Genomic DNA, 23,754 nt, shown 5'->3' with positions numbered 1-23,754 from the left:
ATGCCAACACTCAATTGGATAGGAAAAGATAAAGTGATAAATCATCATCAAGATGTGCCTTACCGGGTTTTGGAACACACATACGGTTTTACTGCGGAAAAAGGAGAACAAAATGAGCCAACCCAAAGTGGAAATAAAATAATTCACGGCGATAATCTGGAAGCCCTCAAAAGTCTTTTGCCTGAATATGAAGGCAAAGTAAAATGCATCTATATTGACCCACCATACAATACAGGTAATGAAAGTTGGGTGTATAATGACAATGTAAATCATCCTAAAATCAAAAAATGGCTTGGAGAGGTTGTTGGTAAAGATGGCGAAGATTTAACAAGACACGACAAATGGCTGTGTATGATGTACCCACGTTTGCAACTACTTCATAAATTGTTAGCGGATGATGGTGCTATTTTTATTTCAATTGATGATAATGAGCAGGCAAATTTAAAATTGATGTGTGATGAGATTTTTGGAGTAAGAAATTTTATCAATAATATTATTTGGCAAAAAAAATATAGTCCCCAAAATGATGCGCGTTATTTATCGGATATGCACGATTTTATTTTATGTTATACTAAATCCAAAGATAAATGGCAAAGAAATCTTCTTCCCAGAACTATTGCTCAAAATAAAAGATATAAAAATTTAGACAATGATAAACGAGGAAACTGGAAATCAAGCGACCTTTCGGTAAAAACCTATAACTCTAATACTGATTATCCAATTACAACACCTTCTGGTAGAATTGTTAATCCTCCGAGTGGTTATTGTTGGAGAGTAAACGAAGATAAATTTCAGGAAATGGTTCTTGAAAATCGAATATGGTTTGGCAAAGAAGGAAATAATGTTCCCTCAATAAAAAGATTTTTAGATGATGTTCAGCAGGGAACTGTTCCTGTAACTCTTTGGTTTCGTGAAGAAGTTGGAGATAATCAAGAGGCCAAAAAAGTTTTGAAAGAACTAAACGATATAGGTAGTTTTCCTTTCGATACACCGAAGCCGCCAAGATTAATAGAAAGAGTATTACAAATAGCTTCTGATAAAGATTCAGTCATCCTCGATTCCTTTGCAGGTTCTGGAACAACCGCACACGCAGTTTTAAACTTAAACAAACAAGATGGCGGAAATAGAAAATTCATTTTGGTGGAAATGGAAGATTATGCCAATGATGTTACTGCCGAAAGAGTAAAGCGCGTAACCAAAGGTTTCGGAAATGGTGCAAAAGCCATTGAAGGAACTGGTGGTGCATTTGACTATTACGAATTGGGATTACCACTTTTTGATGCTGACCATAACTTAAACGAGCAAGTGGGCATTGAAAAAATACGGGAATACATCTGGTTTTCAGAAACGCGGACTTCCTATAATTCTGAAATAGAATTTAAGGATTATGAATTAGGTGTAAAAGATGATACGGTTTATTATTTCATATACGAGAAAAACAAGCTTACAACATTAGATTTTGATGCTTTGGAACTTATAAAAACCAAAGGAGAAAATTATGTTATCTACGCAGATAATTGTTTGTTGCCAAAAGACTTTATGGCAAAAAACAGCATCATTTTTAAAAAAATACCCAGAGATATAACCAAATTCTAAATATGGGAGAAATCAATCACATATTATTTCAAGAGGTCTCTCAAATTATTGAGCAAGGTAAAAAGCAAGTGGTAGCGCAAGTGAATACTACGCTTACTTTAGTATATTGGCAAGTTGGATTTAGAATAAATGCAGATATCCTTAACAATGAACGCGCCACTTATGGCAAGGAAGTTGTGAGCCAATTGGCAAAAGCCTTATCTGAAAAGTACGGTAAAAGTTTTGGAGTTAGCAATTTGCGAAGAATGATGCAGTTTGCAGACGTGTTTTCTGATTTTCAAATAGTCGCGCCAGTGGCGCGACAATTGAGTTGGTATTGTTTTATAATTTTAATGCCAATAAATAGGATAGTAGAACGAACTTAAAAAACGAACGGCAAAAGGTTGAGAAAATTTTGAAAAGCCTAACAAATTAAAAAAAATATTATCCAGACAAATGAGTAATTTACAAAATAATTTCATTCTCTATAACGCTCCAAACGGTGCTATTACACTTAAAGTATTACTACAAAATGAAACCATTTGGCTTACCCAAAAAATGATGGCTGAATTGTTTGATGTGGGTGTGCCTGCCATCAATAAACATTTAGCTAATATTTTTGAGAGCAATGAGTTAGCAGAAGATTCAGTTATTTCCATTTTGGAAACAACTGCCGCAGATGGTAAAAACTATAAAACCAAATTTTATAATTTAGATGCGGTAATATCTGTAGGTTATCGGGTAAATTCTGCAAAGGCAACACAATTTAGAATCTGGGCAACCAAAACCCTGAAAGAATATATTATTAAAGGGTTTGTTTTAGACGACAATCGTTTGAAACAAGGCGAAGCAATTTTCGGCAAAGATTATTTTAGAGAGTTATTGGAGCGAGTACGTTCCATTCGTGCCAGTGAACGCAGAATTTACCAGCAAATTACCGATATTTTTGCAGAATGCAGTATAGATTACAATCCCCAAGCTGAAATTACCAAAAATTTTTATGCAATGGTGCAAAACAAGTTTCATTTTGCCATTACAGGAAGAACCGCTGCTGAAATTATTTTTAAAAATGCCAATGCAAAAACGAAAAATATGGGTTTGACAACTTGGAAGAATGCTCCAGAAGGTAGAATCGTAAAGACAGATACAACTTTAGCCAAAAACTACTTGCAGGAAAAAGAAATTAAACAATTGGAACGCACAGTAACTGGTTATTTTGATTATATCGAAAACCTCATAGAGCGTGAAAACACCTTTACGATGGAAGGATTAGCAAATAGTGTTGATAAATTTTTAAACTTTAATGAATTTAAAATTTTAGAAGGCAAAGGGACAAAATCGCATAAGCAAGCTGTTTCCAAAGCAGGAAAGGAATACGACCAATTCAATAAGACCCAAAAAATCATTTCTGATTTCGATAAACAAATCAAGAAATTGAAAAAATAGGATATGGAATTAAAAAGCTACCAACAAAAAGTAATAGATAATCTTGAAGAATACTTGGAGTACGTTCAAGAACATAAAAATGTCGCAACTGCTTTCAATACTTATTGGGAAGATAAAATTGGGCCTTACAATCCGTTGGACAATACCGGAATGCAATTATATAAAAATAACATTCCAAAAGCTGCACACGTTTGTATAAAAGTACCAACAGCTGGCGGTAAAACCTTTATAGCCGTTAATGCGTTACATTCCATTTTTTCAGCTTACGACACGTCAAAAACAAAAGCTGTTATTTGGTTAGTGCCTTGGAGCAATTTATTGCAACAAACCGTAAATGCGCTATCCAATCCAGAGCATCCCTATCGTCAAAAGTTGAATGCACTATTCAATAACAAAGTTGCCATTTACCAAAAGGAAGATTTGTTGCAAGGCTCAAATTTTAATCCCACGGTTGTAAAAGAACAATTAAGCATATTCGTTTTGAGTTTTGCCAGCTTGCGAGCAAAAAACAAAGAAGACAGAAAAGTATATCAGGAAAATGGGCAATTGGAATCTTTTGTGCCACAATACGCTAACAGAAAGCACCTATTAGATGATGTTGATGATACTGCGCTTATCAACGTTATTAGAAGTTTAAACCCTGTATTAGTGGTTGATGAAAGCCACAATGCAGAAAGTGATTTAAGCGTAGATATGCTCAAAAACTTAAATCCATCTTTCATTTTAGATTTAACTGCAACACCAAAAGCCAATAGCAACATTGTTAGTTTAGTTCCTGCCATAGAATTGAAAAAGGAACATATGGTCAAACTTCCTGTAATCGTTTATAACAGTCACGATAAAACAGAAGTTATTAATAACGCCTTGCACCTGCAACGCAAATTGGAAAATTTGGCTAAAAAGCAAGAAACAGAAGGCGGTAAATATATTAGACCGATTGTGCTGTTTCAAGCACAACCAAAAACGAAGGACGACAATACCACATTCGAAAAATTAAAAGAACAATTATTAGGGTTAGGCATTCCAGAAAACCAAATAAAAATTAAAACAGCAAATATTGACGAGCTCAAAGGAATTGATTTATTGGATAAATCCTGTGAGGTTCGTTATATAATTACAATCAACGCTTTAAAAGAAGGTTGGGATTGTCCATTTGCCTATATATTGGCATCGTTAGCAGATAAGTCCAGTGCTGTTGATGTTGAGCAAATTTTGGGTCGTGTGTTACGTCAACCTTATGTACAAAAACACAAGGCATTTCAATTGAATCTTTCTTATGTATTGACAGCATCAGCAAAATTCAATGAAACCCTACAAAGTATTGTGGAAGGATTAAAGGCCTCTGGTTTTAGCGGTAACGAACATCGTGCTGCTGATAAAATGACAGAAGAAGAAAAAGAAAGCAAAGTTATAAATCCTGTTGATTCCTTTTTATTTCCAGAACAATATCCCGAAGAACAAGAAGAATTTATTGATAAAAAACGTATTTCTTATAATGCGGATGCAGCTGAAGATGATAGTGAAGATACTTCCGTAATTGTAGAAATAGAAACAATGGCGGCAGAACAGAACGCAGCATTGGAACAACAAATAAAGGAACAAGAAAAGCAACCTATAGACGAAAATATGTTTCAGGAAATGGGAGATAAAGTAAAACGCTATCGCGTAAAAGAAGCGAATAAAGAAATCATAGAAAAAATCGATTTTCCCCAATTTTTTCTAAAGGTAACCGCAAGCGACATTTTTGGAACAGAACAAGAATTGTTGAATAGGGAATCCTTGTTGAAAGATTTTAAACTTTCTGATGAAGACATCAAAATCGATTTTGACAAAATTTCTTCAGATTTATATAAGGTAGATTTAACTGAAACAGTAAAGGATAATTATTCGCCAGATTGGGTAAAAATTGAGGAAAGCCAAGTAAAAGATCCAATTGCTGAATATATTTTGGCTAAACCAAAAGATGCCCAAATAAGTGATATTACGCATCAAATTATGCAGATTATTGGGAATATGTATCCAATTCCAGACCAGGAAATAAAAATTTACGTCGGCAGGATTTTAAAGGGAATGAATGCCGAACAGATGCGTGATATTTTGGTTAGAAAGTGGAGTTATACAGATAAAATAAAATCTAAAATCAGACAACTTTCAGACAGTTACGCCGAAACCAGATTTATGGATTTAATTAAATCAAAACGAATAACTGCAAAGGATAATTGGAGATTAGGCAAAGAAATTGTTCCCGGAACTGTAGGTTCTTCAATTGGAAATTCCCTATACGAAAAGGAAGGCACAATGAATAACTTTGAAGAGCGCGTTATTATGGAAATCGGAACAGCTGCCAATGTTGCCTTTTGGCACAGAAATTTAGAAAGAGGAAAAGGTTTTTACATCAACGGGTTTAAGGCAAATCACTATCCTGATTTTATATTGCAGACAAAATCTGGTAGAACGATTTTAATAGAAACCAAGGGCGACCATTTAGACGGTTCTGATAGCGAAGGCAAATGTAGATTGGGCAATGAATGGGAAAAACAAGCTGGACACGACTCTTCCTATTTTATGATTTTTGACAAAAAAGAAGTGAATGGCGCTTACACATTGGATAAAGCAAAGGAATTGATAAGCGGAATGTAAAAACTACAAAAAAACTATGACCGAAACCAATCGTATAGAATACAAAAGAGAACTTTCCGAAGGACTTGAAAAAGAGGTTATCGCTTTTTTAAACTATCGTGAAGGTGGTATTTTATTTATTGGTATCGATAAAAATGGAAACACTTACGGATTGGCAGATGCTGATAGAGACCAACTCAAAATAAAAGACAGGTTAAAGAATAACATTCGGCCCTCTGCAATGGGTCTATTCGATATTGTTAGTGAAGTTAGGGATGGAAAGGATATCCTAAAGGTAATTGTCGCAAGTGGCCCGGAAAAACCATATCATCTCAAAAAATATGGGATGAGTGAAAAAGGTTGTGTTATTCGTTTGGGTTCAGCTGCTGAACCTATGCCGCAAAAAATGATTGATGAACTTTTTGCGAAACGTACTCGAAATTCCATCAGCAAGATTAAAGCAGGACGGCAGGATTTGAGTTTTAGCCAACTGAAAATCTATTATGAGGAATCTGGACATATTCTCGGCAAAGCATTTGCAAAGAACTTAGAACTATTAACCGAAGACGACTCATTTAACTATGCCGCCTATCTTTTGGCAGACAAGAATAACACTTCTATTAAGGTTGCCAAATATTCTGGCACCAATCGAACGGACTTGATAGAAAGCAATGAATATGGCGACGAATGTTTAGTAAAGGCCACTAAACAAGTGATAGATAAAATTGCGGTCGAGAACAGAACTACCACAAAAATCACAGCCAAGGAAAGAGAACAAGCTAACCTTTGGAATCCTATCGCTTTACGAGAGGCGATTATTAATGCATTCGTGCATAATGACTATACAAATGAGATTTTACCGAAGTTTGAAATCTTTACCGATAGAATTGAAATCACATCGGCTGGCGGTCTGCCAGAAGGATTGAGCAAACAAGAATTTTTCGAAGGCTTTTCAGTCCCACGGAACAAGGAACTGATGCGAATCTTTAAGGATTTGGAGTTGGTGGAACAATTGGGTTCTGGTATCCCTCGTATTTTAGAATACTATGGAAAAGAGAGCTTTAGTTTTTCAGATAATTTCCTAAGAATGACTTTTGTGGCTCAAGAAGTTACTGTTGAATCTACTGTTTCTGAAGACGATAAAGAAGGTGGTCAAATAGGTGGTGCAATGGGTGGTCTAAAAGGTGGTCAAATAGGTGGTCTAAAAAATTCTACCATCGATAATTTAAATCAAATAACTCAAAGACAAAAAGAAGTTTTAAAGTTAATTGAATCAGATAACCGAATAAGTCGTTCAGGAATAGCGGAAGTATTACATATCAATGAATCTGCAATTCAAAAACACTTAAATAATTTGAGGGATGCGGGCTTTATAAAGCGAAAAGGTGGTACGCGCGGCTATTGGGAAGTTATTCTTAAAGAAAAAGATGAATAATTACCCAAAATATTTGTAGATGGCAGAAAAAAAAAGACAGCACTATATTTCTCAATTTCTTCTTAGAAGTTTCTCATCGACAACAAACCCCAAAGGGATTCATCTATTTCAAAAAACTACAGAAAGGGAAATCGAAAATGCACCTATAAAATCTCAGGCTCAAAAAAATTATTTCTATGGGAAAGATGAAGTTTTTGAAGACTATTTAGGTCATAGTGAAAGCAGAGCTTCCAATATTATCAAGTTTGTTAAAGGGAATGGTAACCTTCCGAAAATTGGAACAAAGGATTATTCCTTTCTTCTTCACTTTGTGATGATGTATGCTTTTAGGACAAAAGCATCGGTTGCAAATACAGAAGAAAAAATAAATTCTGGTATTCAAAAATTTACTCAATTTGATAAAAAATTAAGCAAAATAGATTTTTCAAAATATAGAGTATTACATCCAGAACCAGCAGCATTTAATTTAGCTTATAATATGGATAATTGGGTCATAACAGCTGATTTGAGTTTAGGTCTGTTAAAAAATGAGACGACTACAGATTTTATAATTTCTGATAATCCATTTTTACAATTTAATCCTATCCAATTATCTCGGAAAAAATTCCCTAATAATGGTGGTCTATTAAGTACTGGATTAATAATTTTCTTCCCGATTTCACCAAAGCTATATTTAATATACTACGATAAATGGGCGTATATATTAAATTTTGAGAATGAGAGTTCGGTGTCCATAACCGATGATTATGACATTCATAATCTAAACCTTTTGCAAGCAATATCAGGAGAAGAGACAATCTATTTTTCATCAAAAAAGAAAGCTCAATACATAAAAAACTTAGCTGATGAAGCCTTTTGGCACAAGAAAGATAAATACGTCAATGATGAAGTAGTTGATACAGCGAACCCGGATAAGAAATTGTTACTTTCATATTATATAGAGCATTTGTATAATCCTGAATTTACATTTCTTAAAGTGACCGATGCTGCTCGAAATGAAAAAGACAATATAGGTATGAATTCATATCGTAATAAAGAAATTGTTGAATGGATGGAAATGGATAAAAGTAAATTGAAAAGTAATACTTAGGCTGTTTTCAAAAAGGCCCCTTTTCCCTCGGCCCTTTGCTAGTGACTTTCCATTGGTTATTTTCTTTTACCAGTTTGAAGATACCAGATTTTCCATCAAAGGTTGTACTATATTTTACCCAAGCAATTTCTTCATCGATAGATTCTTCTAAAATCTTTACCTCGACTTCTTTATCCGAATCTGGTATCATATTTTGAACCGTAATCAAACTGGCATAGCCTTCTGATGTGGTATGCTTTTTTAGAGTCGATTCATCTTCTGAAAAAAAACTTTCCGCAACAGCTTTGGCAGTTTCAGAAGGCGACATATTCGTGTTCCCTGAACAGGAAATGAATAAAAGTACGAGCGAGCAAATGCCTATTCTTTTCATAATAATACTAATTTGGGTTATTGATAAATCTATGCGATATTTTCAGTTCAATATTTCGTTCGCCATCTTTCTCGTTTAATTCCAAAATTACCCTGCGGTCGTTGGACAATGAAAATTTATGCAGTACATAAACGAATCGCACCGTTTCATTTTCTACGATTTTTGAAGGCAGATAATGTTTGTAAATCGGTTCTTGATAGAGACGTTGTAAAGATTTTCTTTTCCCTTTTTGTCGAGTTTCAACCGAAAGGTTCAAGAAATTCAAATCGTAATCTAACGTAGTATTATTCTCAATCTGAATAACAAAATAAAGTTCTTCTTTATCAAAAACAATATTCTCAACACTCAAAACAATGCCTTCGTTTCGCTTCTTAATCCGACCTACACGCTGTTTTCTGTCAAGAAGATAAGAACAGAATTTTTGATAATAATACATTCTGTTATCAATACTTTTTTCAGAAGTTTCAACTTGAATCGAATCGGTTACGATTGGTTTTTCATTCCCAATACTATTTGATAGATGAATGAAATAATTAAGCTTTGATAGCTGTTTTTTATACCTTACAATATAAGAAAAAATCGAACCATTTCTATTAACTACCAATAGATTGCTTTCTTTCCCAGGCTTTGCCTGAAGAAGTCCAAAATATTGTTCTTTTTCACGATTGTACGTAAATATGAAATTATCTGAACCGGTTATCCCTTGTCGAATGGGTTCTGGAAAGAAGAGCGCAACGTTTTTGGTATCGTTTGCATAAATAGTGTCAAGTGCGTGTATTGTTTGTGCGTCTGCTTTCGCGAAAGCGGCTATTATAATTAGAGCCGAAATAATGATATAATTTTTCATAAGAGTGATATTTTAAATACCCATTATGGGCTTATAATTTTGGTTTTAGAATTAATCTGTAATTGTTCAATACCGTTACTTTTATATTCCGGTTATTTCGTTTGAGTACTTTCGTAATTCCACCCACTTGTGGTACAGTCGGAATATTGATATCCCCAATAATATCGTCCAGAACTTCATTGGTAGCTTCTGCCCTAAAGTTATTTTCCACATAAATACCTTCGCTACCATCTTGTAAATCGAAGGCTTTTAGTCTGGTGGGATGATGCTTTATGTTTTCAATTTCAATCAAAGCACGATTGGGCTGAAAGCTGATAAAACCAAAAATTGTCGTGTTCTTAGGCATCTTTTTACCATTTATTGTAGCAGCTTTTGTAAGACGCATTCGCAACCTTGCATTTACCTTTACAACTTGGTCGCCATCTACAACTACGTGAATGGTAGCATCTGTATTTTCGATAACTGAAAGTTCATTTGGTTTAGGCGAAGCTGCAAAGAACAATTGATGCTCTAAACCCAATTCTTTTGCGTGAATTTTTTGTTCCCTTTGGAAATCAGTTGAATCAATTTTCTTGGTATTCTGTTGGACAGTTTTCTTGTTCCCGAAGTTCTGATATTGTTTTTCCGAATATTGAATCCTTCCAGCATCATAGATGCTATCCACAATACGTTTCTTTTCGCGTTCGGGTAAATCAGGGTCGTAGTAACCCAAGGAATCAATCAGTTTTTCATCATAAATGCTAGGTGCGTTATTCTCACGCACTTCTTTCAAATCATTTATGGCATCCAATTTAGAATCATATTCCTTTTGGTTTTCTTCTAAATCGGGTATGAGGGTCTGTTCAAGGTTTTCATTTTCACTTTCATCATCGCCCATTACCATCACGGAATATGAAATCAGGAATATGAAAATCACAGCCAATACTGCTGCAAATACTATTTTGTTCTTTTCTATCTTCATAATAGTGGTTTTTAAATGCCCATTATGGGCTTTCAACTTTCATCATTTAGTTTTTTTAAAGTGTTCTCGAAGTAATCGGTAATCAATAATCCGTGCGGATTGTTTGGGAAGTTGCGATCAACCATAATTAGGTTTCCGGTTGAAACTAGTTCGTAGGTATCGACAATAGAGCCTCTGTTTATTTCAAATATGGTGGTAGTTGTAAAACCATAAGAGTTCTTATTTTCTATAACTTTTGAATCGATGCTCAAGACTTTTTGAACCAATGAATATTGTAATAGCCGATTATAAACACCATCAGCTTTTTTCTGTCGGTATAGGTTATCAATTGTACTATTGCCGAGCCAAAGTGCTTTTTCCAAATTGCGTTTGTAATTGCTGGCATCAATGTTATAGAAGTAGTTGTGGAACAGATCTAAATGCGCCAGCGCTTCGACCTTAAAATTCTCTTTTTGGGTAACGAGCTTCAGCGGAATAATGCTGCCATCAGTATTAATCGCAAACGCACTATTAAGTGCTTTTTGATTTGTACTGAAAGCCATCCACAAGGAAAAGGTGCTTGATATAAATGCACAAACAATAACTGCCAACACGATAAATCGGTTTAATTTTAAGACGTTGTAAATATTTCTATAGGATGTTTTCATTCTCTTTTAAATTAGTTGGTAAATAGTCTTAGTGTGAAGGATGTCGCACGTCTATATAGCTTGAATTTTAGGAAGACAATAAAACCTACCGAACCTAATTGTATAACTGGTGCGAAAAAGCCTTGCCCCACATCTGTTCCAAACAGATTCGTCCAGAAATTTGTGTTTATTTCTGTGTATAGTGCGTTTACAAATACATTGACCAAAAAGAATGCAGGTACAAGCATATAAACCGCAGCGTACAATTTGAAAAACGTGTAGGCGAGTGAACGGAATTTTTCAAAAACTGCTAGACTTATAACCAATGGAAAAAAGGCTTGCATTATACCTAATAAAAAATAGCGTTCTGCAAGAAATAGTGGGTAGATGAACAAATCCAAAATCCAAAGAAAGAGGCTAATAATGAAGGCAAATATTTTAAAACCGTAAAGTGGTGTTATTAAAGCTTCATATAAGAGCGTCATTGCTGCTTGTGCCACTTCAATGATACTAACGTCTTCTTCAATGGGAATGTCCTGCATCTGTAAGGGCAACAGCGCTGGTGCTGTACCACGATATTGCGCTTCAATGGAAACCAAAATACTATCGAAGAAGCCCAATACTTGTGTCGAAAAAATGACCAGAATAACTATTGCAAAATTCTTCGCCAGTTCGCCCGGACTCAATCCCCAAGTGTAACCGTCCTTATCCACAACACCTTCATTATACTTTTTAAGAATATTGACCAAAAAAAACAGGACAGCAAGCGTTTTCATTCCTGCAATTGTGTATTGCGAGAAACTGCTGTTCTGTATGGTCTGGAAAACGGTATCGATATATTCCAGTCCTATCCCTAAAATGATGGTCGCGGTCATTTTCTAATAGTTTGTTTCTCGATTATTTACTTTATCCTGCATTTTTCTGAATGAAATAATATCCTTGTAGCGTTTGGTTTTTGTATTGATATTGGACACCATTTGCTTTGATTCCATTTCTTTCTGCTTTAGGACTTCAGCACGTTCAGCATCACTCATTTTTAAGTAATCGCTGGATAGAACTTCGTCTATAAAATCTACCGTGTCCAATGAGTTCTGGATTATGGCATCGAACGATTCTACAACTCTGGTAACTTCATTTGGTTTGATGTAAGGCGAGTTTAAAATATCCTGTAAGTCGTTTTGCATTACATTGATAAGTCGTTGATTGTTGTCTGCAATTTCCTGAACCGCTCTGAGCTGTTGTACCACGCTCGATACCTTTTCTATACTCTCTTTTGCATCTTTTAAGAATTTTACAGACTTAATCATTTGAGCAGTCTGTTTACCTGATTCCAAAAGTTGTTTTACCAAACTGATAAAATTGGTATTGTCATAAGTTGGCATTCCCTGGGCGGTAGCACCGCCAGGCAATAAAAGGGCAACTGAAAGGATTGACCCGAACAAGATTGTTTTCATTTTTGTCTTCATAATATTATGTTTTAGATGTGAATTGAATTATTGCTTTTTGCATATCGTGATGTTGCTCGTAGAACTTCATTATTTCTTCGTTTTCCTGTCCATCGGTCAAGTAAGCTGCATAGACTTCCTTCGGAACTTCGAGTCTGAAAATGTTGCTTTCCTTTCCAATCTTGATGAACATTTCGGTATACTTTCGTGGGCCGGAAAGATTATTCTTGATTGATTTTAATTGGTTCAGGTCGTGGCTGGATAGGTTGAGCCGCTTGACCAGTTCAGCATAGCCCTTTTCGTTGTTCAGGCTGTAAATGACCTGTGTGTTTTCCAGTATGCTTGCGGATGTTGAATTGTTCGGAAGCTGATTGATGGATTGCAGGATAATGCCGATCGCACCGTTTTGTTTACGGATTGCTTGGTAATAAAATTCCACACTTTCCAGTACGTTATCAAACTTCAGTTGCTTTGCAAACTCGTCGAAAAGGATGATTCCTTTTTCCGCACGGTTCTTCCAGATCGTTCGCTGAATGGCCGACTTAATCAGCTTCAGCATTACGGAAAGGATTTCCTTATTGTCCTTGACTTCATCCAATTCAAAGACAATCAATCGTTTGTCCTCAATTTTATAGGTCTGGTCTTCGCTGACTTCAAATAGGAAGCTATATAGACCATCGCCAACATACTCCGACATTACGTGAAGGAAGCTTGTAACATTGAAGTAGTCAGGATGGATTTTAAGGGTATCCAGAAGATCTTCCTGATTCTTCTCGATGAAGTTGTAGAAACCTTCCAAAGAATTATTCTCACAAGTGCTATCGTAATAATGGCGCAGTATTTTCTTGACGGATACCGATTGTGCTTTGGTCACTTTCAAATCCGAAGCAAACAGTTCAAAAAGGAATACTGAAAGATCTTCCAATCGTTCCGGCATCAAGTCATTTATATCGCTGATATAAAATGGGTTGATACCCAGATTCTTTCCACTCTCGTAGCGAAGTACGGTGTACTGTTCAGGATAGAGTTTTGCGAATTTGGTATACGAGCCACCCAAATCGATAATAACCAAGCGAACTCCACTTTCAAAATATTGGCGTAAAATATTGTTGGCCAAAAAGGATTTGCCCTCGCCAGTTGGGGCGAAGATGGCAAAATTCCGAGCTTTGATACGTTTCTTTTTCTCGTCCCAAACATCCTTTAAAACTGGAATGTTGTTTTCACGGTCATTGAAGATGATTCCGGTAGCATCAGATTTGTAATTGGTGTTATTGATGAAAAGACATAGTGCGTGTTTTAAATCGGTAACGTACAAATCATTGTTCGAGAAATTGGAAGAGAAGCAGCAGTAACTGTTGAGTATATAATTCTTGCGTTCTTCGCCTCTTGGGTAGTAAGGAATAATATCCAGTTCCTTGAATTCGGTTTTAATCTTTGAGGTAATCTTATCCAACTCTTTAGCGTCTTTCGACCAATAGACAATATTGAGATGACCGCGCACAATTCGTGCATTATCATCTGCATTGATTTGGTCTAGAATATGCTGAATTTTGCCAAGTACCACTTTGTTCTGTGAACCGAAATTGGAACTTTTGTTCAGTTCCTCAATTTTCTTATCGAGCAGCTTGCGCCACTTTTGTTTATCATCCAAATACAGGATTTGGTTAACAATGTGATTCTCATTTAGCGTAAGCCCTAGGCCATCAATAAACCCTTGATGAAACACAAAATCGTCAGAAGTGAATTTCTCATTGGTTTTGCTACTCTGTACACTTTCGCCAAAGCACAGTTCGCTATTGATGGCAAGGGCATCAAAATGGTTTTAGCCAATATTGACGCTTTTTTTATCTAGTATAATGTCGGTGTCAAAGCCTTCGTTGAATCCATTGAAATAATCATTGGTCAACTGCTGAATCTGTTCCGCTTTCAGCGGAAGAAATGCCATTTTTCGACTATTATTTATGAAAGAAACCGAATCGCTTACAGAGTTTGCGAAGCTCTTGATGTTGTCATCCAGTTCCTGAACGATTCCCTTTGAAACTTTTCGGAACGGATTGACGAATTTCGAGTTGTTGAGTGCTTTGTTTTTGGTCAGAATAAAGAACAGATAACACTTGTGCTCAATATGTCCTCGACCTTTAAAATGTTCGTGTGTGGCTTTTTCTAAGAAAGTTTTATTTGCAAGCTGTTCTGAAGAATAAGATTTCTTCAAGTAGATATCCTGTTTATGAACTACAGTTCCAACAGGTAAAGATTTCAAAGCCTGAAACCAAGCACCGTGCATATCCTCAAAATCTTTTTCGGACAGGGAATAGATTTCAGGCAGATTCCCTTCATAGCACAAGATTACATTGCCATTGTTGGCAAAGACGATATTGTCTTGAATATCTGCAATGGGTTGATATGCCGAAAGGTTAATCTTGTTCATAATCGAAGCCTGAATTTCTTTTGTTACTGATGATTCTTGGGAAGGCCTTGGCCATCTGAAAAAGTTGTGGATTGTGAGTTATTCGAGTTAAGCCAACATATAAGGCAGCGTTGAAAACCAGTATGCCTATAATCATTCCGAAGCTGAAAGAGAAAATGATGATTAATAGGGATGCAAGAATGGAAACCATCATTAAAGCAAACAGGGAAATAGGCAGCCCAAAAATGACCGCCCGTTTCCTGATGTTTTTATAGACCTCGAACCGCTTCATTATACTACGATTCCAATTAAATAAGTAAATATTCCAACTACAGCACCTGCAATTAATACGAATACAAGTACTCTAGTAATTCCTTTTTTTAAGTCTGCATTCTCGCCAAAGAAGTGTCCTGCATTAAATAGGAAACCAATAAGGAAAATGACCCCCAAAATGATTGGAAAAATGGTTCTGATGGTGTTGGAAACATCATCCACCGAATCTTCAATGCCACCAATTTGTGCAAAAAGTGATGTTGAGATAAGTGAAAGTGATACTGCGAAATAGATTGATTTTTTCATAACGGAACAGTTTAAAATTTATGTTGTTTTCGTTATTGGAAATTTACATATATTTGCTTATAAATAACTGATAATCAAATATTTGTGAATAAAATATTATTTAATACTGTTTGATTTCCGTTGCTATTAATTGGTAGCAAATTCTATGATTTTTGGAAGTTGCATTGTTAATAACCCAAAATTTGAAAATGAAAAAAGTGCTTAAAAACGTCAGTTTTGTCTTTTTGCTTCTAAAAATGTGCATCATTTTAGGACAGGAAACTGCAACGCAAAAAAGAATAATTATTGACGTCGGACACGGTGGAAAAGATTCTGGTGCCATCGGAATAAATAAAATTCAAGAAAAAGATGTTGTACTCGATATTGCTTTGGAAATTTTTAGCTTAAACAAACAATCTGAAACGCCATTGGATATTTACTTGACGAGATATAGTGATACGCTTATTTCGTTAACCGATAGAAGCAAATTGTCCAAAGCTTTGAAAGCAGATGTATTTATTTCGTTGCATTGTAATCATTCGGATAATCCAAATGCGCGAGGTGTTGAAGTTTATGTGGCCAATACCACTTCAAAATATTCAAAGAAAGCCGCTTGGTTGGCTTTTCAATTGCAAGCTGCGTTCAGAAAACAATTGGGTTTTGAGAGTAGGGGTGTGAAGTTTGCGAATTTTCAGGTGTTGCGGGAAAGTGTTGATTACCGCCCAGCTGTTTTAGTAGAAGCTGGATTTCTTACCAATGAAGATGAAGGGCGCTATTTTTCGCAACCTTCAAAGATCAGGACTATGTCAATGGCTATTTTAAAGGGAATCTATAACTACTCAAATACACGATTATGAAAGACTTATTCATCGAAACAATTAAAAGTATCAAAGAAGTATTAAAAGTTTTTTTGTCAGAAGTTCTACGATACATTTATGCCCTAAAAAATAAGAAATGAGTATTTTTATACCTCAAGCTTACCACTAGAAAAAAAGTGGGATGCAAACTCATATGTACGGAACAAAAGAAAATCAAGAAAAAGCTATTCGGTATTACGATAAGCTTTCCGTAATTTATGATTACATCTCAAACTGGTATTTTAAAAAAGGCAGAAACTATGCCATCAAGGCACTGGAACTCAAAAATGGACAGACCATATTAAATGTCCCCTCCGGAACAGGGGTCAACTTCAAATATTTTAATGAATATTTGAACAATTCAGGACTTATCATCGCAATAGACCTTTCAAGTGGAATGCTTGATAAGGCAAGACAGAAAATAAAAAAAAACGGTTGGACAAATATTGAAATAGAATTAAGCAACGCTATTAAAATTGACCAAAGTTGGCTTGATTATCGGGATGAACAAATTACAGTTGTTGACGCTATTTTTTGCAATCTAGGCTTGTCTGGATTACCCGAATGGCGGAAAACAATCGACAATATGATTTCAATCTCAAAACCAAAGGGCAGAATTGTGATTTTGGACTGGTATCTTGAAAAACCAAGTTTGAATGACGATTTCGTAAAATAGATTTGGAAAAGACGAAGTTGACAGGCCGATCTATCAATATTTGCAAACCAAAATATCTGACTTTAAAGTGGACGAAAGTTTCAACTATGGAGTTGTATTTGTTACTTCTAGTGGTAAGCCTGACTAACATTCAGTTCAATTCTTTTCAATGACTTTACTCAATCGATAGACAAAAATATAATAACCCAAGGCAATAAAAATGATCCATCCAATACTTATAACAGCTATTGCCCTATTAGAAGCTTGGTAGCCGCTTATAATGATGTAGTACATATAAAGCGTTATCGCAGCGCAAAGCCCCCAATTAACATATCGCCATTTCCCCATCACTTTTTGTTTGTTGCCCTTGCGTTTAATGGCTTTTCTCTTCAACGTAATCCAAATACCTGTAAGAATTAAAGAAGAAATTGCAAGACCAAAAAAGAACCAAATGATTTTTGTGGTCAGACCGCCCCAATACCCGAAGTGCAGTGGGTCAGCGATATCATTGATATACATAACTGTGCCAATATCTTCAGCGTTCTGCACTTTTATAGGCTTGTAGTTAATGGGGTTGAGATAAATCCGGTTGGCACGCTCCCGCACTAAAGGTACATCGCTCTTTCCGGTTATATAAAGGTAATTTTCTGTTACGCTCATCGTACCTGGTTTCAACTCGGGAATGGTCTCTTTAGCAACGTTGAGCGCCCGATCAAAGTCTAAATTAATTGCATTTATTTCTTTAAGGGAATCTTTTTCTGCCAGCGTGTAATAGACCTCGGGCCGTTCTGTATTTCCATTTTGTTTTATATCTGCCACATTTGCCCGTTCCAAAAAATACCAGGTTCCGGTAAGTGAAATCAATAAAATAAAAGGGATCGACCACAGGCCGACCAGGCGGTGCAGGCTTCTAAAAAAAACAAGGTTACCTTTTCCTATTTTCAGTTGGAATAATTTTTTCCACCATTTTTTATAGAAAGTCAGGGCTGTTAACAAAGAGATCAACAACAAAAAACCGAATATCAAGACCACGTAGTTCCCTATTTGCTGAAAGGGAAAAAATAGATAATAATGCAGATCTCTAAAAAACCTTTGGAAGGTTAGCTGGGACTCGCCTTGGATCTTTCCAGTATATGGATTGGCGAATACATAGCTTGTTTGGTTGTTTTCCCGTTTGGAAATAATATCGCACAAATAGGGTTCGCGCGAATGTTCCCAATAGCTAAAGGTTGCGTTGGGATATTTTTTGCTGAAATTTGAAACAATTTGATTTTTTGAAGCCATTTCCTTTTGCGGAACAGCACGGCTTTCAGGAATAAAGAGCCAGTCCATCTCGTGACTGAGCGTGGCCAAGGTACCTGAAAAGCATACTATAAAAAAAAGTATGCTCAACTGCATACCAATCCAACTATGGATTTTAAAGAAAATTTTCTTTTTTATCTTCATTATTAAAAGGTGTAACCCACGCTTAGCAAGTAATTTCTAGGTGCGCCCGGAAACAAACGTGTATAACGATAGCCACCGACCCAATGGGTTTTATCAAAGAAATTTTTAATTAAAAATCTGATATTGAATTTATCAATATTGTAAGAAACCCCAGCATCCATAATCGTATAGGAAGGTAATTTCAGCGTTTCCTCAAATGTATTACGCTCGCTTACGAAGTTGGTTCCCAAGGATAATCCTATTCCATCAAGTTGTCCCCTGTTAAAGGTGTACTTTCCAAAAAAGCCTCCTTGGTGCTTTGGAGCATTTTCTTTTTGCCTTCCAATCTCTTCAACAACATCACTTTCACTTATGATTGTTTCATTATAAGCATAATTAGCGGTAAGGCTAAAGTTTGGGAGGATGCGGCCATTAATGTCGAGTTCAAAACCTTTGGACTCTTCCTGTCCCCGCTGCCTTAAAAGGTCGGGATTTTCCACATTATTAGCATCAATTAAAATATTGTTGTTTTGGATATAATATACAGCTATATTTGCTGCCAGTCGGTTATTGAAAAATTCGCCTTTAGCTCCTGTTTCAATCATAAAAGCACTTTCGGGATCAAACGGGCCTCCTGCCAAGGGATTGTTAATATTTGATGCGCGTTGGGGTTCAAAACTTTCGGTGTAAGTTCCATATACGTTAATATCTTTTGTAGCTGAATAAACGATGCCCAGACGAGGCAAAAACTTGTTCTGAGTTGTGGTTTTCTCATCAAGCTGTTCATAATCAACAATATCGACATAATATTCTTGTCTACCTCCAAGGAGAAATTGAAATTTGTTCCAATTTATCTGATCTTGTATATAAAACCCATAGGTATAATATTTACTAGCATTCCTAGTTCTATCTGAAATAATATAATCACTAGTACGGGCAATTCTGTAAGTAGGGTTTTCTAAGTCAAAGTGAGGAACATTAGGTATTGGGTTTCCATCCTCATCCCTCAAAAAGTTATCCAGTTCGCTAAGTTTACTTGAAGTGCCTCCACCCTGTAAAAGATATCCTTGAGCTCTGGATTGTGCTTTACCTATGGGCTGTTTTTCTTGGTTATAGTCAAATCCTACCACAATCTTATGGTCTAAATTTTTCGTATTATTTTTATATACAAAATAAGAAGTGATATTGTCCGCTGTTGTCTTTTTCTGTCTTTGTGAGAAATTAAGTCCCATCAACGTTGGAATAGGGTCACCGTTACCATCTATTGCAAATTGGTTTGAAGTCACGTGCTCTTGTAAATCTTCTTCAATAAGAGATTTTATGTAAGAGGTATTGAATGATAATTTATCTGAAAACTGATGGTTGAGCGACAAGGTAGAGTACACTACATCTGTTTTTTGAAAGTCGTTAGTTTGCCCAATAGCAAAAGAAATAGGGGTCGAATTTAAATCAGTTCCAGCTGTTGCACCAAAAATAGGTTGACCACGATCCAGTTTTCCATCATAATTTGAGATGACCAGATCAAAATTAACACTTGTCTTATCACTGGGCAAAAAAGAAATGGAAGGAGCAATCATATAGGACTTAAATTCCTGTAAATTTCTAAAACTATCAGAGTTTTCATAAGCAAGGTTCAACCGGTACAACAATGTTTTCTTTTCATTGATTGGCCCGGTAAAATCTGCCGTGGTGCGCAACGTATTGAAACTTCCCAAGGTAAAATTAATGGCCTTTCGGTCTTCAGTCAACGGTTTTTTAGTTACCCTGTTCATAATCCCACCTGGACTGGCGTTGCCAAACGTTGCAGATGCAGGCCCTTTAACAACCTCTACCCTTTCAAAATTCGCCAGAAGCTGATTCGGCCCAAATAAATCCAGAACGCGAAGTCCATTAATGTAAAAGTCTCCAGATCGAAAGCCTCTAAGCACAAAATCGTCATAATATGAAAATTGACTGACACCGCTAATATTTTTTACAATGTCATTTATTGTGTATGCCTGCTGGTCTGCAAAAACCTCTTTCGTAACGTAGCTGACCGCCTGCGGGATATCCTTAATGGCTGTAGCTGTTTTTGTTGCCGCAAAACTCACATCATTCTTGTATGACTTTTTAAGCCTTCCCGTAATTTCAACTGCTTGCAACTGTTGGTTTGATTCAGTAAGTGAAAAATTTACTGTAATCGTATCTTGACCGGATATTTTAATGGTCTTGCTTTGCGATTTAAACCCAAGAAAGGAAACCTTTACAGTATAACTTCCTTCTATGATATTCGTTATGGAATAGTTTCCATCAAAATCTGTAGTAGTACCTTTTGTTGGAGATAATATTACATTAGCGCCCGTAAGAGGCTCATCGTTTTCATCTATGACGGTACCCTTTAATGTTGTTTGTGCATATGCAATAGAGCTAAATAAGCTAAGTGCGGTAAATAGTAATCTTATGTTGATTTTCATTGGTCAATGATTTAATTTTTGCCAAATATAAAAATTATTTTTATTTAGACTCATTAAAAATAACAAAATTTATTTTATTTTCTTTTATCCCCTGCCTTCTTATCAAAGGCAATCAAATTAAACAATTCTCGCATTCTGCTACGAACGCGGTTTCCATAGCGTTCTTCCAACTCTTCAGCATTGAGGTTAGTGGTGGCGTGGGTTTTAATCTTGTGTTTGGTTTGTAGATAAAGCTCATATCGAGATAAGAGCACTTCGCCCATTACGTTTAAATCCTTGCCATAAAACCTTCCGGCAGGTTCGATACCCAAATCATCAAAACAGAAAAATTTGGTATTTCCATATTCCTCTATGGTTTTAAAACCAAGATGATTGAAACTGAAGGTTACGTTCCTACACGGAATCATCTCGTAAGGGCGTTGCATTGGTACAATGTGCCGCAATAACTTCATTAAGCTGGTCTTGCCACAACCTACGGGTCCAGAAAGTAGAATGCCTTTGTTGGTGTCGATTTCGTACTTTTCACAATTTTCCCTATCCTTGATGACGTAAGAACAGAGCTTCAACAAAATATCTTTGTCCTCATCATAAATCCTGAACCTTTCCCCAAACAACAGTTTGCCCTTGGCATTTAGATAAATCAAGATTTTTGGGAAGTCGTAGAGAATGCTTTTACCATCAAATTTGCCCAGCGAATATTCCACGCCACCTTCGGTAATTTTAGAGGGGTTGTCCATAGTCTTTGTTTTTAGTGGTTCGCAAGTTGTCCTTGATTTGGGACACTTGTTTTTTATTTAATTTGTTTTCCTCGTCGAATAATTCGGTTCTGTCCATCCAGTTTTCGGCTAAGGCGCGCCAATCTCGAATTTTCTTTCCATCGCTTGTTTGCCAATTTCGAGTTTCATAATACTCAAAGAATTTTTTTCCTTCATCAGCATCAAAACCTTTTTCTTCAAAAAAAATAAAAACGGCCTGCCTGCCCTTTGGTTTTTTTATATTGTTTACTTGTTTAGTATTGTTTATAGTAGATACCAATGCTTGTCCACTCACGGGACGGTGCGAGTCCACAACTTGTCCATCTATGGGATGGTACTGTCCCGTTATCGGTACATCATTGGGACGGTACCGTTCCGCAACCTGTTCCAGTATGGGACTGTACTGTCCCACAACTGGTTCATCACTTGTACCTATAATGGACATCTTGATTTTGCTGCCCTTGTATGGATTATTGGACGGAAAGTAGCATAAGTAACCCCACGAATCCAAGTCGGTCACGCATCTGTGGTAGGTAGATTTTGAGCCTATTTTTGAAGCAAGCATCAAATCTCTACGGTTCACATAGAATTCGACCGCAAAGCGGCTGCTGTTCCATTCTTGGAACAGCGCCATATACAGGCTAATGTGTGTAGGGTTAAGGCGATCATCAAAAAAGAATTTTTCAAAAGCCGCATTAAGTAGCTTTATATAGTTCATCCCCTAAGAGTTTAAACCGTGATGCACACGATTTTTGGTCATTACATTTTGAATTTCCTCGGTATCATAGTAGATGATTCCACCAACTTTGGTATAAGGTAAAGTGCCATTAATACGCAGATTTTGAAGTGTTCCCGGACTTACCTGAAGTAACTCCATAACCTCGGAAGATTTGAGGTATTTTTTCATCTTACCCTTGGACTGATTGGTAAGTAGTTTCTTGATGTCATCGAGTAATTCCATTTTGAAATCTCGAAGGTCGTCTGTAGTAATTATAGATGTCGGCATAATAGAACGGTTTTAAAAGAAAAGGGCTATCGCCTCAGTCTAAACTAATTTGATAGCCCCTCGCAGGATTTGACTTTCGTTCTACAAATTTGGGATGATTTATTGGATTTTGCTCCCAAGTAGCACCCAAGTTGGGTGTTTTTATTTACTCATTTTCAATGAGTTAAATTAGTTTGAATTGGTTGTTCCTCTTTGAATTGTCAACACCAAACAGCCATAAAAAAAATTAATCTTGTTTTTTCCCAAGTCATACCCAACTTGGGATAAAATTTAACATTTCCAGGATTGACACAAATTAACCGTCAGTTTCTTCCATTCTTTGTAAAAGTGTGGATTTTAGCCTGTCAATAAACTTGGTTGGATCAATCTTTCGCTCCCTGATTTCTAGAAAAGTTCTGTAAACATTTCCAAGTTTAAGTTCAAAGATGTCTTCACAAGCTGATGCCATCTCTTTGATGCCAGCTGTACCGCTTTTTATGGCGCCAGATGCTTGTAATGCGTAAATTAATTCGATTAAGTCCGTTTTTGAGGCAGTCCAACTCAGCTGGTCTCCGTTGGCCAAAGTGTTTAGTTTCCGTGATTTCCCATAAGATAAATCCCGTAAATCGTCCAATTCCTGAATATAGTGATTGACCAAAAGATCATACGCCATAATTTTGGCAACGGCATTATCGTGGCTTGTGGAAAATTCTGCATCAGTATAAAAGTGCGAGGTGTCGGAAACCAAACTAATTTTATCTTTCCCCCTCAAAAAATAAAAATTATCGAGAATTGTAGAACCCTCCCTGTAATATTTGATAAAGTCCAAATGGCGGCGATTGCTTTCTTGTAGTTTTTTAATTTCGCCATCTATGAACAGTTGCTGAGATTTAATAGTTCCCGCAGGTCTATTGATCAAAAAATTGTAAAGTTTGGCATAGAACTTCAAACGGCTATAAACATAAGGTTTGTGATTTTTAAAAAACGTTATTTCTTCCTGTGGATTGACAAACTCATTTTCCCTCACGCATACTCGTAATTTCTGTAGATACTGTCTGGAAATCGAGATTCCCTTTTCAACGATACTAAAATCATTGAGGTTGGATTGCTCTATGGTTCGTATTTCTTTTTTGTAATCATCTATTATTTTGACAAAATTTATTTTCAATATTATATGTTTTAATCCTGCTTTTCTGAAAAGCAAAGAAGAACCGAAATGAAACTCCTAAAAATTTGTAAATAATT

Annotated in this window: 22 protein-coding genes and 1 pseudogene; 8 read left to right on the top strand and 15 right to left on the bottom strand. The window is 36.1% G+C overall.

What is annotated here, in order from left to right; translation table 11 throughout:
* The 6 genes from AEQU1_RS04765 (at position 1) to AEQU1_RS04740 (ending at position 8,165) form a co-directional block, all read left to right on the top strand.
* The gene (locus AEQU1_RS04765) at positions 1-1,596 is read left to right on the top strand and encodes a site-specific DNA-methyltransferase (RefSeq protein ID WP_111879224.1); all 1,596 of its coding nucleotides are present in this window, start codon (positions 1-3) and stop codon (positions 1,594-1,596) included.
* 2 nt (positions 1,597-1,598) lie between these two features.
* Positions 1,599-1,961, top strand: a complete 363-nt coding sequence (locus AEQU1_RS04760; RefSeq protein WP_111879222.1) for a DUF1016 N-terminal domain-containing protein — start codon at positions 1,599-1,601, stop codon at positions 1,959-1,961.
* 70 nt (positions 1,962-2,031) lie between these two features.
* Positions 2,032-3,021: a virulence RhuM family protein gene (locus tag AEQU1_RS04755; protein ID WP_111879220.1), complete on the top strand. Its 990-nt coding sequence runs from the start codon at positions 2,032-2,034 to the stop codon at positions 3,019-3,021.
* A gap of 3 nt (positions 3,022-3,024) precedes the next feature.
* Positions 3,025-5,661, top strand: coding sequence for a DEAD/DEAH box helicase (locus tag AEQU1_RS04750; protein ID WP_111879219.1), 2,637 nt, complete (start codon positions 3,025-3,027; stop codon positions 5,659-5,661).
* Positions 5,662-5,677: 16 nt separating this feature from the next.
* The gene (locus AEQU1_RS04745; RefSeq protein WP_111879217.1) at positions 5,678-7,075 is read left to right on the top strand and encodes an RNA-binding domain-containing protein; all 1,398 of its coding nucleotides are present in this window, start codon (positions 5,678-5,680) and stop codon (positions 7,073-7,075) included.
* A gap of 19 nt (positions 7,076-7,094) precedes the next feature.
* Positions 7,095-8,165: a DUF4238 domain-containing protein gene (locus tag AEQU1_RS04740; protein WP_111879215.1), complete on the top strand. Its 1,071-nt coding sequence runs from the start codon at positions 7,095-7,097 to the stop codon at positions 8,163-8,165.
* 7 nt (positions 8,166-8,172) lie between these two features.
* On the opposite strand, the gene AEQU1_RS04735 is transcribed toward AEQU1_RS04740, so the two are convergent.
* From AEQU1_RS04735 to AEQU1_RS04695, 9 genes and pseudogenes are all read right to left on the bottom strand, one after another.
* Positions 8,173-8,535, bottom strand: a complete 363-nt coding sequence (locus AEQU1_RS04735) for a hypothetical protein (RefSeq protein ID WP_111879214.1) — start codon at positions 8,533-8,535, stop codon at positions 8,173-8,175.
* Between the two features lie 7 nt (positions 8,536-8,542).
* Complete coding sequence (locus tag AEQU1_RS04730; RefSeq protein ID WP_111879212.1) at positions 8,543-9,382, bottom strand: DUF4138 domain-containing protein; 840 nt, start codon at positions 9,380-9,382, stop codon at positions 8,543-8,545.
* Positions 9,383-9,413: 31 nt separating this feature from the next.
* A complete protein-coding gene (gene traM / locus AEQU1_RS04725) occupies positions 9,414-10,343 on the bottom strand; it encodes a conjugative transposon protein TraM (RefSeq protein ID WP_111879550.1) in 930 nt (309 codons plus the stop codon).
* A 32-nt stretch (positions 10,344-10,375) separates the two neighbouring features.
* Positions 10,376-10,990, bottom strand: a complete 615-nt coding sequence (locus AEQU1_RS04720; protein WP_111879211.1) for a conjugal transfer protein TraK — start codon at positions 10,988-10,990, stop codon at positions 10,376-10,378.
* 11 nt (positions 10,991-11,001) lie between these two features.
* Positions 11,002-11,844: a hypothetical protein gene (locus AEQU1_RS04715; protein WP_111879209.1), complete on the bottom strand. Its 843-nt coding sequence runs from the start codon at positions 11,842-11,844 to the stop codon at positions 11,002-11,004.
* 3 nt (positions 11,845-11,847) lie between these two features.
* On the bottom strand, positions 11,848-12,423 hold the full coding sequence (locus AEQU1_RS04710) for a conjugal transfer protein (RefSeq protein ID WP_408730898.1): 576 nt from the start codon (positions 12,421-12,423) through the stop codon (positions 11,848-11,850).
* Positions 12,424-12,439: 16 nt separating this feature from the next.
* A pseudogene (locus tag AEQU1_RS04705) lies at positions 12,440-14,842 on the bottom strand (TraG family conjugative transposon ATPase).
* A complete protein-coding gene (locus tag AEQU1_RS04700) occupies positions 14,829-15,113 on the bottom strand; it encodes a hypothetical protein (RefSeq protein ID WP_111879206.1) in 285 nt (94 codons plus the stop codon). Before AEQU1_RS04700 ends, AEQU1_RS04705 begins: the two are co-directional and overlap by 14 nt.
* Positions 15,113-15,400, bottom strand: a complete 288-nt coding sequence (locus AEQU1_RS04695) for a hypothetical protein (RefSeq protein WP_111879204.1) — start codon at positions 15,398-15,400, stop codon at positions 15,113-15,115. Before AEQU1_RS04695 ends, AEQU1_RS04700 begins: the two co-directional genes overlap by 1 nt.
* A 188-nt stretch (positions 15,401-15,588) precedes the next feature.
* On the opposite strand from AEQU1_RS04695, the gene AEQU1_RS04690 reads away from it, so the two are divergent.
* Both AEQU1_RS04690 and AEQU1_RS04685 read left to right on the top strand, forming a co-directional pair.
* Positions 15,589-16,236: an N-acetylmuramoyl-L-alanine amidase gene (locus AEQU1_RS04690; RefSeq protein ID WP_111879203.1), complete on the top strand. Its 648-nt coding sequence runs from the start codon at positions 15,589-15,591 to the stop codon at positions 16,234-16,236.
* A 142-nt stretch (positions 16,237-16,378) separates the two neighbouring features.
* The gene (locus AEQU1_RS04685; protein WP_258455131.1) at positions 16,379-16,912 is read left to right on the top strand and encodes a class I SAM-dependent methyltransferase; all 534 of its coding nucleotides are present in this window, start codon (positions 16,379-16,381) and stop codon (positions 16,910-16,912) included.
* A 135-nt stretch (positions 16,913-17,047) separates the two neighbouring features.
* On the opposite strand, the gene AEQU1_RS04680 is transcribed toward AEQU1_RS04685, so the two are convergent.
* From AEQU1_RS04680 to AEQU1_RS04655, 6 genes are all read right to left on the bottom strand, one after another.
* Complete coding sequence (locus AEQU1_RS04680) at positions 17,048-18,337, bottom strand: PepSY domain-containing protein (protein ID WP_111879201.1); 1,290 nt, start codon at positions 18,335-18,337, stop codon at positions 17,048-17,050.
* Positions 18,338-18,339: 2 nt separating this feature from the next.
* On the bottom strand, positions 18,340-20,769 hold the full coding sequence (locus tag AEQU1_RS04675; RefSeq protein ID WP_111879200.1) for a TonB-dependent receptor: 2,430 nt from the start codon (positions 20,767-20,769) through the stop codon (positions 18,340-18,342).
* Between the two features lie 74 nt (positions 20,770-20,843).
* Complete coding sequence (locus AEQU1_RS04670) at positions 20,844-21,506, bottom strand: ATPase (RefSeq protein WP_111879198.1); 663 nt, start codon at positions 21,504-21,506, stop codon at positions 20,844-20,846.
* Entirely contained in the window at positions 21,490-22,242 is a 753-nt protein-coding gene (locus AEQU1_RS04665; RefSeq protein WP_111879197.1) for a hypothetical protein, read from the bottom strand. Before AEQU1_RS04665 ends, AEQU1_RS04670 begins: the two co-directional genes overlap by 17 nt.
* 3 nt (positions 22,243-22,245) lie before the next feature.
* On the bottom strand, positions 22,246-22,530 hold the full coding sequence (locus AEQU1_RS04660; protein ID WP_111879195.1) for a helix-turn-helix domain-containing protein: 285 nt from the start codon (positions 22,528-22,530) through the stop codon (positions 22,246-22,248).
* 295 nt (positions 22,531-22,825) lie between these two features.
* Positions 22,826-23,677, bottom strand: a complete 852-nt coding sequence (locus tag AEQU1_RS04655; RefSeq protein WP_111879548.1) for an RteC domain-containing protein — start codon at positions 23,675-23,677, stop codon at positions 22,826-22,828.
* Between the last annotated feature and the right edge of the window lie 77 nt (positions 23,678-23,754).

It is taken from the genome of Aequorivita sp. CIP111184, from assembly GCF_900489465.1.
Classification (GTDB): Bacteria; Bacteroidota; Bacteroidia; order Flavobacteriales; family Flavobacteriaceae; genus Aequorivita.
Note: the sequence above shows the minus strand (reverse complement) of the source record. Positions and strands in the feature narration are given on the sequence as shown.

Coding starts and splice junctions, on each gene's coding strand:
- AEQU1_RS04750 (WP_111879219.1), top strand. CDS start 3,025: ATGGAATTAAAAAGCTACCAACAAAAAGTAATAGATAATCTTGAAGAA.
- AEQU1_RS04715 (WP_111879209.1), bottom strand. CDS start 11,844: ATGACCGCGACCATCATTTTAGGGATAGGACTGGAATATATCGATACC.
- AEQU1_RS04695 (WP_111879204.1), bottom strand. CDS start 15,400: ATGAAAAAATCAATCTATTTCGCAGTATCACTTTCACTTATCTCAACA.
- AEQU1_RS04735 (WP_111879214.1), bottom strand. CDS start 8,535: ATGAAAAGAATAGGCATTTGCTCGCTCGTACTTTTATTCATTTCCTGT.
- AEQU1_RS04685 (WP_258455131.1), top strand. CDS start 16,379: ATGCAAACTCATATGTACGGAACAAAAGAAAATCAAGAAAAAGCTATT.
- AEQU1_RS04665 (WP_111879197.1), bottom strand. CDS start 22,242: ATGAACTATATAAAGCTACTTAATGCGGCTTTTGAAAAATTCTTTTTT.
- AEQU1_RS04700 (WP_111879206.1), bottom strand. CDS start 15,113: ATGAAGCGGTTCGAGGTCTATAAAAACATCAGGAAACGGGCGGTCATT.
- AEQU1_RS04760 (WP_111879222.1), top strand. CDS start 1,599: ATGGGAGAAATCAATCACATATTATTTCAAGAGGTCTCTCAAATTATT.
- AEQU1_RS04690 (WP_111879203.1), top strand. CDS start 15,589: ATGAAAAAAGTGCTTAAAAACGTCAGTTTTGTCTTTTTGCTTCTAAAA.
- AEQU1_RS04675 (WP_111879200.1), bottom strand. CDS start 20,769: ATGAAAATCAACATAAGATTACTATTTACCGCACTTAGCTTATTTAGC.
- AEQU1_RS04730 (WP_111879212.1), bottom strand. CDS start 9,382: ATGAAAAATTATATCATTATTTCGGCTCTAATTATAATAGCCGCTTTC.
- AEQU1_RS04680 (WP_111879201.1), bottom strand. CDS start 18,337: ATGAAGATAAAAAAGAAAATTTTCTTTAAAATCCATAGTTGGATTGGT.
- AEQU1_RS04765 (WP_111879224.1), top strand. CDS start 1: ATGCCAACACTCAATTGGATAGGAAAAGATAAAGTGATAAATCATCAT.
- AEQU1_RS04745 (WP_111879217.1), top strand. CDS start 5,678: ATGACCGAAACCAATCGTATAGAATACAAAAGAGAACTTTCCGAAGGA.
- AEQU1_RS04740 (WP_111879215.1), top strand. CDS start 7,095: ATGGCAGAAAAAAAAAGACAGCACTATATTTCTCAATTTCTTCTTAGA.
- traM (WP_111879550.1), bottom strand. CDS start 10,343: ATGAAGATAGAAAAGAACAAAATAGTATTTGCAGCAGTATTGGCTGTG.
- AEQU1_RS04755 (WP_111879220.1), top strand. CDS start 2,032: ATGAGTAATTTACAAAATAATTTCATTCTCTATAACGCTCCAAACGGT.
- AEQU1_RS04660 (WP_111879195.1), bottom strand. CDS start 22,530: ATGCCGACATCTATAATTACTACAGACGACCTTCGAGATTTCAAAATG.
- AEQU1_RS04710 (WP_408730898.1), bottom strand. CDS start 12,423: ATGAAAACAATCTTGTTCGGGTCAATCCTTTCAGTTGCCCTTTTATTG.
- AEQU1_RS04720 (WP_111879211.1), bottom strand. CDS start 10,990: ATGAAAACATCCTATAGAAATATTTACAACGTCTTAAAATTAAACCGA.
- AEQU1_RS04670 (WP_111879198.1), bottom strand. CDS start 21,506: ATGGACAACCCCTCTAAAATTACCGAAGGTGGCGTGGAATATTCGCTG.